The sequence below is a fragment of the Streptomyces sp. NPDC055078 genome, assembly GCF_053607985.1.
The window spans coordinates 1-1,947 of record NZ_JBSGUP010001005.1 but is presented as its reverse complement, the minus strand read 5'-3'; the positions used below and the strand labels follow the sequence as shown (position 1 = coordinate 1,947).

Sequence of the window (1,947 nt, the reverse complement as noted above, 5' to 3'; positions counted from 1 at the left end):
GACGGCGGGCGGCGGGCGTGGCCGAACCGGCCCTACCCGGGTCATGGCGCACATCCGGAGGGGAATCCGGTTGTCATCGGTGGGGCAGGGCGGCGTAACCTTGCCAGCGCCATGCCGTATGAACCTCCCACTCACAGAGTTGAGCGCTCGATCCGGGCCACGACCGGCGCCAAGATCATTGCCGGTGTCGACGAGGTCGGACGCGGGGCGTGGGCCGGACCGGTCACGGTGTGCGCCGCGATCACCGGGCTGCGCCGGGCGCCGGCCGGGCTCACCGACTCCAAGCTGCTCAGCCCCCGGCGCCGTGAGCGGCTCGCCGCCGAACTGGAGTCGTGGGTCACCGCGCACGCCCTGGGGCACGCCTCACCGGAGGAGATCGACGAACAGGGCATGACCGCCGCCCTGCGGCTGGCCGCCTCCCGCGCACTCGACGCCCTGCCCGTGCGCCCGGAGGCCGTCATCCTCGACGGCAAACACGACTACCTCGGGAATCCCTGGCGCGTCCGTACCGTCATCAAGGGAGACCAGTCCTGTGTGGCGGTCGCCGCCGCCTCGGTGATCGCCAAGGTCTACCGGGACGCGAGGATGGCGGAGCTTCCGGGGGAGTTCGCCGACTTCGCCTTCGCGGCCAACGCGGGCTACCCCTCGCCCGTACACCGAGCCGCCCTGGAGGAACGGGGCCCCACGCCGTATCACCGGCTCTCCTGGGCCTATCTCGACGCACTGCCCCGGTGGCGGCACCTCAAGAAGGTCCGCATTCCCGCCGGGGCGGCAGATCCGGAGAGCGGGGGCCAGCTCGGCTTCGACTTCTGAACTTCTTGAACCGGCCCTGTCAGCAGGGCAGTCACCACCAGGTGCCCACCCGCCGATGCCACTCGAACCGGCATTTGATAGACATCCACCCATGCCTCTCATCCCCGAGGAGCCTCAGATTCACGAGAGCGCCCAGGGTCCCCGCGCCACTCCGGCCCCCAGCCGTACCGCGCCGACCCCTCGTCCCGTACCCGGTCCGCGTTCCACGGCCACGCCTCGCCCCGGTCACCCGGGTCCCGGTCCCGCCCGGCCCGCGCCGCCCCCGCAGGGCACGCACCCCTCCCCTGGGCGGCCGCAGGCCGCTCCGGCGGAGAATCGTTCCCAGCCGCAGATCCAGCTGATCCCCGCCCCCGTGGACGGTGCGCTCGACGCCGCCGACGAGGCGGTTGACCTGCTGCTCGACTCAGGTCGCGCGCCGGGTGATGTGCTGGTGCTCACCACGGGTGACCAGCACCCGTGGGCCGCGCACGAGCAGTCCTTCGGTGAAGCCGCCTACTGGGCCCAGCACGACTCCGGTGACGACGTCTTCTACGCGGACGCCACCCAGGTGGAACGGGCCCGGCCCCGTCCCGTGATCGTCTTCGCGCTCAACGGCGGCACCGACGCCGACGCCGCCCGGGCCCTGCCCGCGGCGACGGCGAAGGCGGGCGCGCTGCTGATCGTCTGCGGTGACCCCAAGCGGATCAACACGCTGCTCGGCGCGGGCGTCTGAACAGTACGGCTCTTTCCGAGCCGGTGGTTCCGGGGCCCGCCCCGCGACGATCCGGCCGCCGGCGGCGTGGCCGGCGGGCACGGCGTGCGGTGCGTTGTGCGCCGGATCGCGGCGGCCTGTCGGCCGGCGTCGCCGGGACGCGCCGTGCCGAGCACCGGGGCCCAACGCGTTGAGGGCCGAGGCTGGCGCAGTGCGTACCCGGGCCCGGTGCGGTGAGGGCGGGGGCGGGCCATGCCGTATGCGGCGGTACGTGTGGTCTTCCTGGACGTGCTGTGCCGTACGCCGGGACGTGCGGTCCTCCGGGAGCGCTCTGCCGTATGCCGGGTGCATGGCTGACGCATGGCACACCCGGCCCCGACAGGGGCGCCGCCGGGGCGCGTGAGGTGGTTCCCGGGCCCGCCGTGGCCCGGGAACGTCAGCGG

The 1,947-nt window shown here is 73.5% G+C and carries 2 protein-coding genes; both read left to right on the top strand.

Translation table 11 applies throughout. The features are described from left to right. The first annotated feature begins 111 nt into the window (after nucleotides 1-111). Nucleotides 112-813, top strand: a complete 702-nt coding sequence (locus ACWF94_RS39595) for a ribonuclease HII (RefSeq protein ID WP_453500000.1) — start codon at nucleotides 112-114, stop codon at nucleotides 811-813. 91 nt (nucleotides 814-904) lie between these two features. Continuing rightward, nucleotides 905-1,525 carry a hypothetical protein gene (locus ACWF94_RS39590; protein WP_453499998.1) on the top strand — a complete coding sequence of 207 codons (621 nt, stop codon included), beginning with the start codon at nucleotides 905-907 and terminating at the stop codon, nucleotides 1,523-1,525. Nucleotides 1,526-1,947 lie beyond the last annotated feature (422 nt).